This is a genomic window from Paenibacillus sp. FSL R7-277, assembly GCF_000517965.1.
Lineage (GTDB): Bacteria > Bacillota > Bacilli > Paenibacillales > Paenibacillaceae > Paenibacillus_AQ > Paenibacillus_AQ silagei.
On sequence record NZ_ASPX01000084.1, the window covers coordinates 22,433 to 38,050 of the forward strand.

General features: G+C 51.9%; 14 protein-coding genes and 1 riboswitch. Of the genes, 5 read left to right on the forward strand and 9 right to left on the reverse strand.

Annotation, left to right across the window (positions count from 1 at the left end):
* Nucleotides 1-39 precede the first annotated feature (39 nt).
* Nucleotides 40-1,131 carry a C40 family peptidase gene (locus C173_RS25495; protein ID WP_036730315.1) on the reverse strand — a complete coding sequence of 364 codons (1,092 nt, stop codon included), beginning with the start codon at nucleotides 1,129-1,131 and terminating at the stop codon, nucleotides 40-42.
* 212 nt (nucleotides 1,132-1,343) lie between these two features.
* Nucleotides 1,344-2,213 carry a cation diffusion facilitator family transporter gene (locus C173_RS25500; RefSeq protein ID WP_036730317.1) on the reverse strand — a complete coding sequence of 290 codons (870 nt, stop codon included), beginning with the start codon at nucleotides 2,211-2,213 and terminating at the stop codon, nucleotides 1,344-1,346.
* 131 nt (nucleotides 2,214-2,344) lie between these two features.
* Between C173_RS25500 and C173_RS25505 the strand changes: the two genes are divergently transcribed.
* Nucleotides 2,345-2,530 carry a hypothetical protein gene (locus C173_RS25505; protein ID WP_036694961.1) on the forward strand — a complete coding sequence of 62 codons (186 nt, stop codon included), beginning with the start codon at nucleotides 2,345-2,347 and terminating at the stop codon, nucleotides 2,528-2,530.
* A gap of 111 nt (nucleotides 2,531-2,641) precedes the next feature.
* Here C173_RS25505 and C173_RS25510 read toward each other — a convergent pair whose 3' ends face one another.
* Together C173_RS25510 and C173_RS25515 are read right to left on the reverse strand one after the other, a co-directional pair.
* Nucleotides 2,642-4,267: an ABC-F family ATP-binding cassette domain-containing protein gene (locus C173_RS25510; protein WP_036730319.1), complete on the reverse strand. Its 1,626-nt coding sequence runs from the start codon at nucleotides 4,265-4,267 to the stop codon at nucleotides 2,642-2,644.
* A gap of 117 nt (nucleotides 4,268-4,384) precedes the next feature.
* Nucleotides 4,385-5,383 (reverse strand): MBL fold metallo-hydrolase, encoded by a 999-nt coding sequence (locus C173_RS25515; RefSeq protein ID WP_036730321.1) that lies wholly within the window; start codon nucleotides 5,381-5,383, stop codon nucleotides 4,385-4,387.
* 559 nt (nucleotides 5,384-5,942) lie between these two features.
* Between C173_RS25515 and C173_RS25520 the strand changes: the two genes are divergently transcribed.
* Nucleotides 5,943-7,076 (forward strand): conserved virulence factor C family protein, encoded by a 1,134-nt coding sequence (locus tag C173_RS25520; protein ID WP_036730323.1) that lies wholly within the window; start codon nucleotides 5,943-5,945, stop codon nucleotides 7,074-7,076.
* 97 nt (nucleotides 7,077-7,173) lie between these two features.
* Nucleotides 7,174-7,391: riboswitch (Lysine riboswitch) on the forward strand.
* Between the two features lie 152 nt (nucleotides 7,392-7,543).
* Nucleotides 7,544-9,031, forward strand: coding sequence for an amino acid permease (locus C173_RS25525; protein ID WP_051478404.1), 1,488 nt, complete (start codon nucleotides 7,544-7,546; stop codon nucleotides 9,029-9,031).
* 451 nt (nucleotides 9,032-9,482) lie between these two features.
* Here the strand turns inward: C173_RS25525 and C173_RS25530 are convergent, their stop codons facing one another.
* Nucleotides 9,483-10,133 (reverse strand): nitroreductase family protein, encoded by a 651-nt coding sequence (locus C173_RS25530; RefSeq protein WP_155991646.1) that lies wholly within the window; start codon nucleotides 10,131-10,133, stop codon nucleotides 9,483-9,485.
* 118 nt (nucleotides 10,134-10,251) lie between these two features.
* Here C173_RS25530 and C173_RS25535 point away from each other — a divergent pair, with 118 nt between their 5' ends.
* Together C173_RS25535 and C173_RS25540 are read left to right on the forward strand one after the other, a co-directional pair.
* Nucleotides 10,252-10,617, forward strand: coding sequence for a MerR family transcriptional regulator (locus C173_RS25535; protein ID WP_036730325.1), 366 nt, complete (start codon nucleotides 10,252-10,254; stop codon nucleotides 10,615-10,617).
* An 86-nt stretch (nucleotides 10,618-10,703) separates the two neighbouring features.
* Nucleotides 10,704-11,021 (forward strand): DUF3889 domain-containing protein, encoded by a 318-nt coding sequence (locus tag C173_RS25540; protein ID WP_036730327.1) that lies wholly within the window; start codon nucleotides 10,704-10,706, stop codon nucleotides 11,019-11,021.
* A gap of 39 nt (nucleotides 11,022-11,060) precedes the next feature.
* Here C173_RS25540 and C173_RS25545 read toward each other — a convergent pair whose 3' ends face one another.
* The 4 genes from C173_RS25545 to C173_RS35100 form a co-directional block, all read right to left on the reverse strand.
* Entirely contained in the window at nucleotides 11,061-12,200 is a 1,140-nt protein-coding gene (locus C173_RS25545) for a transglutaminase domain-containing protein (protein WP_036730329.1), read from the reverse strand.
* A gap of 491 nt (nucleotides 12,201-12,691) precedes the next feature.
* Nucleotides 12,692-12,994: a hypothetical protein gene (locus C173_RS25550; RefSeq protein WP_235192020.1), complete on the reverse strand. Its 303-nt coding sequence runs from the start codon at nucleotides 12,992-12,994 to the stop codon at nucleotides 12,692-12,694.
* Nucleotides 12,995-13,254: 260 nt separating this feature from the next.
* On the reverse strand, nucleotides 13,255-13,722 hold the full coding sequence (locus C173_RS25555; protein WP_036730331.1) for a hypothetical protein: 468 nt from the start codon (nucleotides 13,720-13,722) through the stop codon (nucleotides 13,255-13,257).
* A 14-nt stretch (nucleotides 13,723-13,736) separates the two neighbouring features.
* Nucleotides 13,737-15,618, reverse strand: a 1,882-nt coding sequence (locus C173_RS35100) for a DNA/RNA non-specific endonuclease (protein WP_235192021.1), incomplete at its 5' end; no start/stop codon positions are given.

Consider the following 15,618-nt stretch of genomic DNA (forward strand, 5'->3'; position numbering starts at 1 on the left):
TGTACTGCCTGTCGCTTCTTGCTGTCCTAGCTGTATATATTAGCGGATGACCGAGCCTCCGTACAGGAAACGGTTCATCCAAGAAGCGCTAAGATTATCCACTCTTACACCGCCGGAGCTTACTGAATAGGTATGCAGCAGCTTCCCGTCACCCAAATACATGGCGACATGCGTAATTCTTGCCGTAGATTTGTTGATTCCGGCATAAGCAGAGGGAGAAGTTCCTTTATAATCCATGAAGAACATCAAATCGCCCCGCTTCAAGCCGGATACATCCGTAACTGCACCACTGTTCTGCTTCACCCAGTCCCCTTGCTGCCGGGAATCGGCAGGCAGCTTCAAGTTCGCTGCATCCATGAAGATCTGGCGGATGAAATCAGAGCAATCGAAGGTACTTGTATTATTGCGGTCAGAGCCATATTCATATGGTGTTCCCAGATAGCCCGTGCCCGCTGATATCACTCGTTCAATCACAGCAGTCTGCCCGGCTGTAGGTACAGGTGCCGGAGCTGGTGTTGGAACAGGTGCCGGCACCGGTGTCTGAACAGGTGCAGGTGTTGGAGTGGCTGGAGCAGGCGGCGATGAAGCACCCGCTGTAATATATTGATCGGATGAGCTTGTATAACCCACCGTCCCGTTTGCCGTTCTTATTTTGTACCAATAGCTGTTGGTCTCTTCAAGAATGGTTACCTGGTCATTCTTATAGAGATATCCAACCACTTGACCGCTGGTTGCAGGGGTATCCCTTACACGGACCGTGGCCTGAATCACCGCTGTCCGGGACGCAGGTGCGGAAGCTGTACCTACCCGGATATAGGAATCCCCTGAGCTCATATACCCCACAATTCCCTCTGCCGTTCTTACTTTGTACCAGTAACTGTTCGCAGCTTCCAGAATAACAACCTGGTCGCCTTTATTCAGATATTTCAATACCGTGCTGCTGGTAGACGGATCTGTACGCAGCCGGACCGAAGCTTCAATGATGCCTGTCTGTCCAGCGGACGCCGCAAGCGTTGTAATCGAAGAATCGGTTGCAGCGAAAGCCTGCCCGGGACTGAACACTCCCAAGGATAATGCCAGTGATGCGGAAACCCATAACGATGCTGTAATTTTCTTGCGTGATACGATCATAGCGTTCCCCCGCTTAGCGTATTAAGAAAATCAACAACGGCGCGCGCTACGTTTGTTGCTTTCTGCCCTCATTATAGGCTGGCCCGGGATTTGGAACATGCTCCAAATTTCACAAAAAACCTTTCCATCTTATGGTAACATACAGGTCTATAGTCTCGATTTCTCCTTGGATTTGGTGGAAATTACAGCTAACTAGGAGAAATCATGGAATGTTAGTCCTTGGGCTCCACGTGAACTTGCACATGCATGATGTTGTGCAGCTTGGTCATCCGTTCTTCAATCGAGTCGCTGATCTCATGCCCTTCCATGACTGTCATGCGGGCATTTACCTCTACGACTACATCCACCAGCACATGATTGCCGTGTACACGGGCCTTCAGATCCTTGATGCCCTCTACGCCCGGTGTCCGGGCAATGGTGCTGCGCAGGTCCAGCAGCTTGTCTTCGTCAAATCCGTCCGTCAGCCGGTACGTGGAATCGCGGAAAATATCCCAGGCGGTCTTGATAATCAGCAAGCCGACTCCGATGGCAGCCGCGGAATCGATCCACGGCAGTCCGAATTGTGCCCCTACAATCCCTACAGCTGCACCTACGCTTACGATAGCATCCGAGAAATTATCCTTGGCAGCAGACATCAGAGCATGGTTATTAATTCGCTCGGCCAGGCGCTTGTTATATATATATACCCCCATCATCGCTACCGCACACACCAGCGCAACACCGGCAGACCAGAGCTGCGGCGTGGCCTTCTCCCCCTCGAACAGCGAGCGCACCGCCTCCACAATAACCTGAATACCCACCAGCGCCATAATAAAAGAGGCCATCAGCGCCGCAATCGTCTCGGCCCGGAAATGCCCGTAGGTGTGATCGGAATCCGGCGGCTTCCGCGAGATGCGCAGCCCGATCAGCACCGCCAGCGAGGCCACAATATCGGTTAAATTGTTGAATCCGTCCGCCAGGAGCGCACTGGAAGCGAACAAGTAGCCGCAGATCAGCTTGAAGGCAGACAGAACCAGATAAGCAGCAATGCTGACCATCGCACCCTTTTCACCCTTGCGTATATCCTCATAAATATCGGTCATTTCTGCCGCCCCTCCCATCCTTTGCCGCATAATTACAGGAAAACTTTCTTTGAGTTATTCTTGCCCTTGTAGCAGCATTTAAAAACAATTAGAATAAGGAATAAGGACTTGCTGCCTAAGGGGGTAACATAATGAGCGAGAACAATGAGAAACCAAAAATTAATTTGGCTGATGCGATCCGCCAGAAGCTGGAGCAGAAGAAACAGCATGCTTCAGGAAAACCGGGTTCAACCTTCCAGGCCGGCTCCGCGAAACCGCTGAAAAGCCAGAATAACAAGAAGCCTAACAATCAGCGCCGCCGGACTGGCGGTTCCTAGACTTCTAGGTTGTTGTATATGATGAACATAAACGGCTGCGTAATCCCTCTGGGGACGACGCAGCCGTTTGTATGTGAACTCATAACTGTTCATTCTGCCTATATCTAGTTCTTAAGCTTCTACAGGGTACATCCGGGCACGCATTTCCTTGATCTCCGGGTTCTCCAGATACTCGTCATAGCTCATCGTACGGTCAATAATTCCAGCCGGAGTAATCTCGATAATGCGGTTGGCAATCGTCTGGATGAACTGATGGTCATGAGAGGTGAACAGGATCGTGCCGTCAAAGTCGATCAGGCCGTTATTGAGTGCGGTGATCGATTCCAGGTCCAAGTGATTGGTAGGCTCATCGAATACCAGCACGTTGGCTCCGTTCAGCATCATCTTGGCCAGCATACAGCGGACCTTCTCGCCTCCGGACAATACACTTGCCTTCTTCAGTGCTTCTTCGCCGGCGAACAGCATCCGGCCCAGGAAGCCGCGCAGGAAGGTCTCGTCCTGATCCTTGGAGTATTGGCGCAGCCATTCCACCAGGTTCATATTCACCCCGTCGAAGTAGCTGGAGTTATCCTTAGGGAAATACGCCTGGGTAGTTGTCACTCCCCAAGTGTACTCACCCGCATCTGCTTCCTTCTCGCCCATAATGACATCGAACAGCAGGGATTTAGGCTGGGAATGCGGTCCTACAAAAGCGATCTTATCCCCTTTGTTGACTACAAAGCTGACTTCATCCAGCACCTTCTCACCGTCCACTGCCTTGGTCAGGCCGCTGATCGTAAGCAGCTGCTTGCCGGCTTCACGCTCCGGCTTGAAGTTCAGGAACGGATATTTACGGTTGGACGGACGGATGTCATCCAGGGTAATCTTCTCGAGCTGCTTCTTACGGGAAGTCGCCTGCTTCGATTTCGAGGCGTTCGCCGAGAAGCGCTGAATGAAGGCTTGCAGCTCCTTCATCTTGTCTTCCTTCTTCTTGTTGGCATCGCGCTGCAGCGCCTGGGCCAATTGGCTGGACTCATACCAGAAGTCGTAGTTGCCGACATACATCTGGATTTTGCCGAAATCGATATCCGCAATATGCGTACAGACCTTGTTCAGGAAGTGACGGTCATGGGATACCACGATAACGGTGCCTTCGTAGTCCATAAGGAAATTCTCCAGCCAGCCAATCGATTCAAGATCCAAATGGTTGGTAGGCTCATCGAGCAGCAGGTTGTTCGGACGTCCGAACAGGGCCTGGGCCAGCAGGACCCGCACCTTCTCGTTGCCGCTGAGTTCGGCCATTTTCTTGTCGTGCATCTCACGCATGATACCAAGACCGATCAGCATGGCGGCTGCGTCAGGCTCGGCGTCCCAGCCATTCAGCTCCGCAAATTCGCCTTCCAGCTCACCGGCACGAAGTCCGTCCGCTTCGGTGAAGTCGCTTTTTGCGTACAGGGCGTCCTTTTCCTTCATAATTTCATACAGGCGGGTATGACCCATGATTACGGTCTCCAGCACCTGGAACTCGTCATACTCGAAATGGTTCTGTTTCAGTACGGCCAGACGTTCACCGGGTGTGATGTGCACATCGCCGATGTTCGCTTCGATCTCTCCGGACAGAATCTTTAGGAAGGTCGATTTGCCGGCGCCGTTCGCGCCAATCAGACCGTAGCAGTTGCCGGGTGTGAATTTTATGTTTACATCCTCAAATAGTGCGCGTTTTCCGTAGCGGAGTGTTATACCGCTTGTGCTAATCATTAAGCATTACCATCCTTTTCACATAGGTTCCGGCTCATTATAGCATAAAATCAAGCAAAATGGCCCTTATTACGGCTCTTATTTAAGTAGAAGTGTTTAATACAAGCCTTGTACGGGCTATTGCCCCGCCGGGCGTTCCTCGGGCTGGACGACCAGCGTCTCCCCGTACCCGAGGGTACGGATACGCTCCTCGCCAAGCCCCTGCGCCACCCTCGCCTGCTCCATCCGGTCCAGCGCTTCGCGGGCGGTATCATCGGCCAGCCTGAAGGTGCCGAAGTGCATCGGAATCATCAGCTCGGCCCCTACATCAAGGAAGGCCTGCACCGCCTCCTCGGGATTCACATGCTGGGAGTTCATGAACCATTCAGGCTCATAAGCGCCAATTGGCATCAGCGCAACATGCAGCTTGAAGCGTCTGCCGATCTCCTTGAAGCCCGGGAAGAAGCCGCTGTCTCCGGCAAAATAGAGGTTCGGCGGAAGCAGCTTATCCTGCGCCTTGCCCTCTTCCCCCTCCGGATGCTTCTGCGGGTCTGCCGGCTGAAGCACATAACCGCCCCAGTGCGAGGAATTCGTATCGAACGGTGTTCTCCGCGTCCAGTGCTGGGTCGGGACAAACGTCAGCTTGACAGCGCCCAGTGTAATCTCCTCCCACCACTGCATTTCCTGACAGTTCGGGAAGCCCTTGCGGAGCATTTTGCGCTTAAGTCCGGCAGGCACCACAAGGGTTGTTCCTGCCCGGTACAGCTTGCGGATGGACGCGATATGCAGGTGATCATAGTGGGAATGAGAGATCAGAATCAGATCGATGGGCGGGATATCCGCCAGCGGAATGCCCGGCTGCCCGATCCGTTTCTCGAAGCCCAGCCGCCGCGCCCAGATCGGGTCGGTGATGATATTAAGCCCTTCGTATTGCAGAAAAAAGGTAGAGTGCCCGATCCACGTAATTGTTGTCTCCAGCCGGTTCCCGGCCAGATAGTCGAGCCGCGGCGGATGATTCGGCACTTTATAGGTGTAATCCTTCTTCTTCCGGCGGCGTTCCTCACGCCATTGGCGGAATTCCTTAAGTGTTTTATCGGTGCTTACATTGTCGATGTTGTTATAACGTATTCTGGCCATAGCAAGAACCACTCCTTATAGCAGATTTGCCATTTCTGTTGCCGGGCGGCAAACCACATATCTTAACTATAGGGTTCCGCAGAATCATTTGCAAAATTACAGGGCCCTGCGGGACGCTCATTACAAATTGTACCCAAATGGCTAAAGGGGAAACGTCCGGGCATCAGTTGTCAGGGATCAGGCGGATTTAACGGGCGGTATGGGGCAGCAGGAGGCGGTATCAGGCGGCATAAGGAAGGATGAAATCCTGCACGAATTGCAACATTCCCTCCCTATCTCAGCCTCATACCCAAGATTGTTGCATATATATCAGCATTTCTACCCCACCGTGCGGTCTTAGTGGGATATTTCCTGCATTCCATGCAACATTCCCTCAACAACCCGGTTATTTAAGAAGTTCAAATTGCAAAGTGTGCAACATTCCCGTTTGAGTTGCTAATTCAACAATATTTTAAATTTTAGCGGCTTCGCGTCCGCCCCTTTGTATTCACTTGCTTAAATGAGGTAAAATGCGGGTAAAGCAAACGGTGCTTATGCTACTTAGAAGAGGAGCTGACATATGAAGATTACATTTATTGAACCGACACCGAGTCCAAATACCATGAAGCTTCATCTCGATGAAAGCCTTGCACCCGGTATCCGCCGGACCTATACCCCGGAGACCCGGCGCTCCGCCCCTTCCTGGGCGCAGGAGATGCTGGAGATTCCAGGCGTTACGAGTATTTATCATGCCGCTGACTTCGCCGCGCTGGAGCGCAAAGGCAGTGCGGACTGGGCTGCAATTCTGCGCGAGGTCCAGAACCGCTTCGGAGCGGACGGCCTCAGCGCGGAATACAGTCTCGGCGATGAGAATGACGGCACCCACTACGGGGAGTCCCAGGTGTTCGTGCAGATGTTCCGCGGTATCCCGATCCAGATCCGCGTCAAGACCGGCGCGAAGGAGGAGCGCATCGCCCTCTCCAGCCGCTTCACCCAGGCGGTGACCGATGTGGCTAGCGCCGTGATGATCAAGGAGCGCAAGCTCAGCGATTACGGCGTACGCTACGGCGAGCCGCCGGAGATTGCCCGCGAGGTCGAGCAGGAGCTGGAGGCGGCGTATCCGCAGGAACGCCTCGACTCCCTCGTGCAGCAGGCCATCGCGCACGGGGCTGCCGGCGAGTTCGTCGAGCAGCGGCACAAGAAAGAGCAGGCCGAGCTGCTGCGGGACCTGCACGATGCGGATTGGCGCGTGCGCTACGCCGCGCTGGAGGATCTGGCGCCGGGCGAGCAGCTCCTGCCGGAGCTGCGGGCGGCGCTGCACGACCCCAAGCTGCAGATTCGCAGACTTGCGGTCGTGTACCTGGGCGACATCCGCACGCCGGGTGCGATGGAGCTGCTCTATGAGGCGATGAAGGACAGCGCCCCGGCCGTGCGGCGCACAGCCGGGGACACGCTCTCCGACATCGGCGACCCGGCGGCGACGCCGGTGATGACAGCGTCGCTCAGTGATGCCAGCAAGCTGGTGCGCTGGCGGGCGGCACGCTTCCTCTACGAAGTCGGGACCGCCGAGGCCCAGGACGCGCTGAGCGTGGCTGCCGAAGACCCCGAATTCGAGGTAGGTCTCCAGGCCAAGATGGCGCTGGAGCGAATTCTGTCCGGCGAGGAAGCAGCGGGCACTGTCTGGCAGCAGATGTCAGAGCGCCGGCGGAGCTGACGTGAACCTGCCGTATTTTGTCATTGCCTGAGAAGCCGGTATGCCTTATACTGATTCCTGTTGTTCATATCGTTCAAAGATAGCCTCATCATACCTAGGATGAGGTAGAGGTCGCGGATAAGAAGAGTAAGCGCGTGGAGATGCCTAAGAGCCATCAGTGATACGCGCCCAAAGGAATATCCGCCGAAATCGTAACTGCTGCTCTTAGTCCGCAGCTACGATTGGGGCCGTTTGCCGAAAGGCGCGGAACTGTCACTGTGTATTGCCGCCTGTCAGGAGACTGCGGGAGCTGCACTGTGTTGCGCTATCTTAACAGGGAGTATGATGCGGAGCCTATAATCAGGAAACCGCAGCGTCCGTCTGCGGTTTTTTTGCGTGCAGCATGCCGGGAAGAAGACACCGGCACATGCAGGCAGCGGCACTCCCACTGTGAACAGAACTATCAATCTAAAGGGAGTGTCTTATTCATGCAAGCACAGCAGCCTAAACGGCCGGCAGTACAGGCGGGCAACGCCAATACGCCGGGCCTGCGCAAATCCTTCAAAGCAAGACATCTGACCATGATCGCCCTCGGCGGCTCGATCGGAACCGGACTGTTCCTCGCCAGCGGCGGGGCCATCGCCTCCTCCGGTCCGGGCGGAGCACTGCTCGCCTACACGGCCGTCGGCATTATGGTCTATTTTCTGATGACCAGCCTTGGGGAGCTGGCCACCTATCTGCCCGATTCCGGTTCCTTCAGCACCTACGGTACACGGTTCGTCAGCCCCGCCTTCGGCTTCGCTATCGGCTGGAACTTCTGGTACAACTGGGCGGTGACCATTGCAGCTGAACTGTCAGCAGCCACCGTTATCATTAAGTACTGGTTCCCGGACAGCCCTTCGTTCCTGTGGAGCCTGCTCTTCCTGGCGCTCATGTTCGGCCTGAACTTCCTGTCTGCGCGGGGGTATGGCGAGTCGGAATACTGGTTCGCCATTATCAAGATTATTACGGTGGTCGTCTTCCTGACGGTCGGCGTCCTGATGATCTTCGGGATTCTGGGCGGCAAGGCGGTGGGCTTCAGCAACTTCCAGCTCGGAGGCAGCTCGTTCCATGGCGGCTTCTTCGCCTTCGTGGGGGTCTTCATGGCCGCCGGGTTCTCCTTCCAGGGAACAGAGCTGGTCGGCGTAGCCGCCGGAGAGAGCGAGAATCCGCGCTGCAACGTGCCGATCGCGATCCGCCAGGTGTTCTGGCGCATCCTGATCTTCTATATTTTCGCCATTGCCGTCATCGGTATGCTGATTCCTTATACGAATCCCGATCTGCTCCGCGGCGGTATTGATGATATCGGCGTCAGCCCGTTCACCATCGTCTTCAACAAAGCAGGGCTGGCGATTGCCGCCTCGGTCATGAATGCCGTGATTCTCAGCTCCGTGCTGTCTGCCGGGAACTCCGGGATGTACGCCTCCACCCGTGTCCTGTACGCCATGGCCAAGGATGGAATGGCACCACGCGCGCTCGGCAAGCTGAACCGCAGAGGTGTTCCTGTAGGGGCATTGCTCGTGACTACCGCTGTCGGCATGCTCGCCTTCCTTGCCTCCTTCTTCGGAGACGGCGCGGTGTACAATTGGCTGCTTAACGCTTCCGGGATGTGCGGCTTCATCAACTGGCTCGGGATTGCCGTCTGCCATTACCGGTTCCGCCGGGCCTTCGTGAAGCAGGGCCATTCGCTGGAGGAGCTGCCTTACCGGGCAAGATGGTTCCCGTTCGGTCCGCTGTTTGCCTTCGCTCTGTGTATGGTTGCCGTATTCGGCCAGAACATGGGCGCCTTCACCGGCGCGAAGATCGACTGGTACGGCATACTAGTCTCCTATGTCAGCGTGCCGCTGTTCCTGCTGATCTGGCTGGGCTATGGCTGGTTCCGCAAGAGCAGCCTTATCCCGCTGGAGAAGTGTGATCTGAGCACCCACGCAGACTGATTCATTGGAGCAGCATATAAATTCTTATCTTTCAGCAAAAGACCGGTTTTGATCCCGCAAAAGTGGGCCAAAACCGGTCTTTTATATATTGCTAGTACCTTATCAGATTTAAAATAGTGGATCAGACGCAAGTCCCCTTCAAATAACATCTTTTTTCCAAGCGGGCCTTGTTCTTCAGGGCGTTTGGCTTAGCGTAACGGACTGAGGTGCGCTTATTTGGGAAGAAAGTCGCCTATTGGGCGAGTAACGGACTCGACAGGCCTTATCCTTTGCACTTCAGCTCCGAAACGTCTCATAGAGAGACTCTAAGGTCGCCTGAGTCCGTTACACTGCAAAAAGTGGCGTTTTCGCGGGGATAAGATCTCTCCGGTCCGTTAGATTTTGGGTTGTAACTCTGACGCTTTACTAGCTTAAATTTGCTTCTCTTCGTGGGAATTCCGGCAACTGCTGTTTATGCCCAGGTTGTGATCGTCTCAACCGGCAGACGGTAGGATGGATACCCCTCTTTGGCGGCTTTGCCTATCGAGATCAGCATGACCGGCTGGAACCGTTCTTTGTCCAGGCCGAACACTTCTGCAATATGCTCCTTGTCATACCCGGCCATCGGGTTGGTATCGTATCCGTGGGCGCGGGCCACCAGCATTAACTGCATCGCTACAAGCCCCGAGTCAATCAGATTGACATCCCGCAATTCGGACGCGGAAATGTTCGCATAATAAGGCTTGACCTGCTGCAGCTGCATGTCCATCACCTCGCGGGGCATGTACCCAAGCTCCACAGCCTTGCCGAAAATTTCGTCAATATATTCAACGTTGTTCGTATCATAAAATACCGCAATCACAGCCGAGGAGGTGAGCGCCTGGGTCTGGTTGAAGGAGGCCAGCGGTGCCAGCTTCGCTTTGCCTTCAGCGCTGTCAATGACCAGGAAACGCCACGGCTGCATGTTAATGGCAGAGGGGGCGCGGGAAGCTTCCGCCAGAATCTCTGTCAGTTCCTCTCTACTGATTTTCACCTCAGGATCATAGACTTTCACGGAACGGCGTTCCAGGACAATTTCATTGAAATCATTGGTTTTATGGTATTTCCCCATCATTGTGCTCATGTACATTTCTCTCCTTTTATATAGGAATGGTACGGATGAACGTGAACGTATCATCACTAGAAGAATTGTAAACTATAAAGTATACTTCATAGCAAGAACAATAAATGGGGGGATTGCCATGAAAACCAGTGAAGTTGCCAAAAGGGCTGACCTTCCGATATCAACCCTGCGCTACTATGAGAAAATAGGCCTTATTACGGAGGAGTACATCCTTAGAGAAGAGAATAATTACCGGAATTATGCCCCGGAGATTATTCCGTATCTTGAAGTCATAAAGAATAGCTTAGCTGTTGGATTCTCAATCCACGATATTAAATCGATGATCTCCAAGCAGGGTATATCGAAAGAGGAACAAAAACGGATCATCACCGACAAAATCACGGAAATTGAAGCTGCGCAAAAAAACCTGGAGGCTTCCAAGCAGTCTCTTTACGAGCTTCTCGAAATGAATATTACCTGTGAGAACGGGTACGGAAAATACTAAAACCCCAGAGCTGTGCTCCAGGGAGTCGTATAAAGGCGCGGGGGCCGGGGGACGCTAACCTGTAATTCCAGTTCAAGGAGGCCTTTATGAAAAAAATATGGACAGTAGCCTTGTTGACGTTAGCCCTGGTCCTGAGCAGCCCGTTAAGCCGGAGCTCCGCTGCACCTGACTATGCCCGGTGGGGAACCATCGCCGTGAAGGAGACGCAGCAGAAATACAACGCCGAGATCATCGATTACAAGCACATCGGCCGGACCCAGATCAAGCCTAAGCTTGCAGAAGAGAAGTTCAAGCTGGTGGTCCGGAGCAAGGCAGGCCGGGAATTCGGCGTAGTCGTGATGGTCCGCTTCAACCCTTCAACAAACAAGCTTCAGACCATCCAATTCCTGGAGACCAAGGCCTGAAGTGCCCCCTGGCTGGTTCGCCGGGTAGCTGATACGCTTTTATTTCCAGGTCACATATACCTTAAGATCTCCTGTATTCTCGAACGGCGAACTGTTGAAGGCCAGGTTATTCAGTCCCAGCCCGTAGAGCACCTGCAGATCCTGCCTCAGCAGTTTGTCGCTTCCGCGATAGCGGAACAGCAGCGACTGCTGTCCGGCCTCTGCCGCCTGCTTCGCAAGCTCCTTGAGCTGTTCCGCCGACGAAACCACCTGATTCTCCTCGTACAGCCAGTAGTTCAGATCCTTCTGCAGCCTCTTGTATGCCTCCACCCCTTGGCCCCCTTGATTGACCAGCTTAGTCAAGGTCTGGGCATAACTGGTGGAGGCTGCCGGATAGGACTTGGTCCAAGTGTGGTCAAGGCGCATCTGGGCATCGGTCCTCATATAATAGAGCGTGCTGATTCCGCCCTCCGGACTCGGGTCCGGGTCATCCCAGGTGGTGTCGAGATGATACCATGCCCCGTTCAGAAGCACCAGATTCCAGGCATGCGACTGGGTCACACCATCTGCCGCTCTGGCCGTCCCTTCCACAATTCTGTTCGGAATCCCCGCCCCCAGCAGCAGCTTATAGGTTAGCAGCGTATAGCCCTGGCAGACCGCACTCCCGGTCTGAAGTCCCTCATAAGCGGTGTATTTGCGGTGCGAGTGATCATATTCCAGATTCAGCACGACCCAGTCGTGGATCGCTTTTACCTTCTGGTGATTGTTCATGCCCGGTGTTATGATCTGCTGCAGGATAGCCTTCACCTGCTTGTTCACATAGGCCGTCTGCTGCAGCGTCTCCCGATATTCCACCTGAACCGTCACATGAACAGCGCGCGTGCTTCCGCGGTAGGAGAAGGCATAGCTGTCAATAATATAATACAGGTACGGATCGCTCCCCATCGCCTGATTAATTGCCATCTGGATCTCACTCTTCAGCTTGGCGGTCTTGCCCTGATAAGTGAAGGTAATCGTCTCTCTGCGGTTACTCATCGCTCCGGCCAGCTTCTGCGTCATTCCTTGTGTCGTCTGCACCACCGCCGAATCCGCTGCAGCATACGCATGCTCGTATCCCCAGTACGTCGCAGGCGGTAAAGCAGCAAACACAAGCATAAGTCCAACCGCTGTCTTCATCAGCGATCCCTGTCTTTTCCCCATATGATCCCCGCGCCTCCTGTAATCTATATCATCGGCCATAGCCGTATACTTTATAGTAAATGCCAATATTGCCCTGATTACAACCCCGATCTGAAGAACGTGAACTTACACCAGTCATTCTTGTCCATTATATTCGGTGAAATAACACTTAAAGTGATTCATCTTGGTATCCCATCTTAGTAGAGCATCAGAATTAAACAAGTGATTTCATTCCTTAAAAACGGTAAGGTATAAGGCTGCGTTCGTAGCGGAAAACAGGGATAAGTGTAGTCTGTACAACTAAAAACAGTGAAACGGGTAGATTTCCTCTTCTAATTGTAGTCTGTACAACTAAATTTACCCGGATGGGCGAAAACCCAGGTATAGGGGCATTTTAATTGCACGAACTACATCTAAACGGAGATTTGGCGGCACATCGGACGATTTAGTTGTACGAATTACAATTAAGCATCCCCCTTGCTGCCATTAATATCGTCAGCTCTGTATCTTCTCTAGAAAACTTTTTTTGTCGCTTCCCCTGAATTGGGGATTAACTCATAAATCCTCTGAAGAAGTGAAGGGTTTTTCAATATCAGTTTTTTACTTTCAGAACTAGTAAAACTTCTTAATGAATCAACACAGATTTCGAGTAGCTCTTCATCATCAGTATCTAGCAGTTTCAACAACATATTCAATTCATCCATGCTAGATTCATTATGCAAACAATAAGCTAATTTTCTTTGCCACTCTATCGGCTTATTTAACACTCCATTTGATAATTCCCCCCAATCTTGTGGGGAGAATTTTAGCAGCATCTACTGTGCAATTAAAAAACCTTCATCATACCAATAATCATCCGTAAAATATCCTGAAAGATAGTCATCAAATTCTGTAAACATTAAAAATCTCCTTTGAATTAGATTACAAGTTAAGGTGCTGTAAAACCACTTAGAAGTTGTGTAGCTCCTTTACCCGTCATAACACATAGAGGATAAAAAAGACCACAACACGGGCGATTAGCTCGCATTGTGGCATTTTAGGTTGTCTTGTACGATTCTGTCGCCCAGGTTGTAAACTATAACTTTCCGCCCACTTCTTCGAACCAATCATCAAATATATGACTAGATAATTTTTCAGGATCATTTGTATATTTTATCTCGTAACTGTAACGAGCATCTAATTTGTTCTTAAATACATCATAAGTCAATTTCATCTCTGTAGGCATTTCCCTATTATTTTTTTTGCATAAATCACTAATTTCACGGAGATTTTTATTTAAGATGTTAAGTAAAGCAACTTGTCTTTCTTTCGAAATATTATAAACAGGTCTTGAATTACTATCAGTGTCTGAAACTGCATCATTAACCTTATGTTTTTTAACAATAAAATTATTAATTTGGTAAAATACATCTGTACTAAATTGTCCAAATTCATTAGAACCATATATATATATCATATCTGCCTTATTACTCACATACTCAAGACAAATTGACACCATATCTGCTTGTAGTTCTGAAAAATAATCTTCAAATACCTTTGTCATCATCCAATCTCCTTTTAATTTATTAAATCGAAAACTTTTAGCTCACCATCTATTGTGTAGGTTACATTAAAGCTAGACGGTCGAAGCGAATCCTCATCATATTTTATTTTTACGTCAACAGTAACATGTTTCGGCGGTTTGGCATTTAAAGCCCTTGCCCATTCATTTTCTATTTTCTTATACGTACTTAGATTCACCTTACTTGACTGAGATACAAGGTTGTCAATCTCTGGCGAGCCGCCAAATCTATCTCCTGCCAAATGACCTGCGTGGTCACCTGACTCCTTTCCTGGCGTATTTGCGTCATGTGGTAAACGTTCATCTCTTGCCGTTAATTTTAAATCATCCGTACTAAAGTTTTCAATTCTACCCAGATGATCTGTTTCATAATCGTATTGGTGCTCACCAGCTTTATACTTCACATTCGGTTTTAGTTTTCCTGCCTCATCAAATGAATTATCGACAAAAGTCTTATTGGGAACTTCACCCTTCCCTTCCAACCCATCCATATACCGCTGCTGCACCGGCGTTTTCGGCATTGCTGGAGTATCGGGGATCTCTCCTATCTTGAAAACAAACCCTTCCGGCGTCTGCATCACCGGACCCAGGTTCGGCAGCTTCTGCTTAATCCCTTGCAGGGCATCCTTCGCCGCTTGGCTGACGACGTCTTCTACCTCGCCTAGCACTTTGCCCACTTTGCCTGCTTTGGTGACCTGTAGTCCGGGGACAAGGATGGATGCGACTGAACCGAGCATTTTCGCCTTCTCTTCGGGTGTGCCCTCGTCAAACTGATGATACGCCATCTTCGCCGCTTCCACCAGCACTTCGGGATGGTCAATTAGATATTGTGCTTGCTGCTTCATTTCTGTGGTGGTTTTGACCGGGTCCACAACTAGCTTGAAGGCAAAGGTTGCCGTATCCGCCACGCCCATGACGACCTCTTTCACCAATCCTTCGGTAAAAGCCAGCACTACATCTCCCGACTGACGGACCTTGCTCTCCCATTTCGTGAGGCCGTACGTGTTATCCAGCCACCCCAGATAACTGGTGTACATCGGGGTGAGATATTCATTCGGCACATAGACTTTGGCCTGATAAAATTCCAATGTGGTCTCATTTTCTTTGTTGTCTGCGGTAATTGGCGTGCCATCCGGCAGCGTGAGCGGCGGCCCGTTCAACCGCCGCTCTGCTTCGATCTGCTCTTGAACCTGCTTAAGAGCCGCTGCGATCTGAATTTCCTGCCGCTTCGCTGCCAGCTGACTCCGGGCATACTCTCCGGCGGCGGTTTTCTCCATCGCCAGCCGCAAAAGCAGTAAATATTCTTCGTTATGTAGTAAGGGGACCTTGTCCGCTGTAATCGACGGATCATACTCACAGGCGGTGACCGCTGGTTGTCTGTAATGGGCGCTTAGATCCTTGCCGGCTTCATAGTAGATCTTGGCGACGCCTAGAGAAGCCAGCTTCTGCCGGGCTTCTTCCGCCTGCGTATGGACAGCCTCCATCTGGGCTTGATTGCCGAACGCCTGATACACTTTGAAGGCCATCTGGGCCTTGGCGATCTGATTCCGCGCCGCGAAGATATCGTTCAGCTTACTTTGTGCAGCGATACTTTCTACGGTCAAGAGGCCGGAGGTCTGAATGACATTCCTGAGCTGCTGCACTACCGGGTCCCTGCTGAGTTCATCTTTTCCCGATAGAGCGGCAATCGAAGTGATGAGATTCGTCGCACTTCGCTGCACAAATTCGGGGATGGAGACCCGTCCGGCGGCTGGTTGCAGCCCCAAGCTGCCGAAAGCCGCGAACAAAAGATTAAATTTGCCTGTCAGCTTGTCCGCCTGCCGCTTATTCTCTTCCTGCAGCTCCGATACGCCTCTTAGGGCCACCCGGATGATATCC